This is a genomic window from Emcibacter sp. SYSU 3D8 (assembly GCF_039655875.1).
Classification (GTDB): Bacteria; Pseudomonadota; Alphaproteobacteria; order SMXS01; family SMXS01; genus RI-34.
Genome location: NZ_JBBYXK010000013.1, coordinates 1 through 708 on the forward strand (window position 1 = coordinate 1; position 708 = coordinate 708).

At 62.9% G+C, this 708-nt stretch carries 1 protein-coding gene; it reads left to right on the forward strand.

What is annotated here, in order from left to right:
- The coding region (locus WJU21_RS19475; protein WP_346325137.1) for an SDR family oxidoreductase at positions 1–708 on the forward strand (708 nt) is incomplete at both ends.

A 708-nucleotide genomic window follows, 5' to 3' on the forward strand; every position in this document is an offset into this window, starting at 1 on the left:
CATGGATCTGGGTTTAAAGGGCAAGAATGCCATCGTGACGGGCTCGACGAAGGGCATTGGTCGCCGGGTAGTTGATCTTCTGGCGTCGGAAGGCGTCAATGTTGGCATCTGCGCGCGCAACAAGGACGAGGTCGACAAGGCTGTCGCCGAGATTTCGAAGACCGGCGTGAAGGTGATCGGCGGGGTTGTCGACATCAACGACACGGCGGCTTACGTGAAGTGGCTCAAGGAGACGGCGGACGCGCTGGGCGGTCTGGACATGTTCGTGCCGAACGTGTCGGCGGGCGGCGGTTTCGACCCGAACAACTGGTCGTTCAAGTGGGCCGAGAACTTCCAGGCCGACATCATGGGCACGGTGACCGGCGCCGAGGCGGTGACGCCGTACCTTGAGAAGACCAAGGGTTCGATGGTGTTCATGTCGACGACGGCGGCCAGCGAGTTCTTCGCCGCGCCGATGTCCTACAGCGCCACCAAGGCGGCGATCGTGACCTACGGCTCGCAGCTGTCCCAGTTCCTGGGGCCCAAGGGCGTGCGCGTCAACATCGTCTCGCCCGGCTCGATCTATTTCGAGGGCGGCGACTGGGACAACATCGAAAAGGGCAACCCGGCCTTCTTCAAGCATGTCCTCTCGACCATCGCCATGGGCCGCTACGGCAAGCCCGAGGAAGTCGCCAACGTCATCGTCTTCCTGCTCTCCTCGGCGGCCAG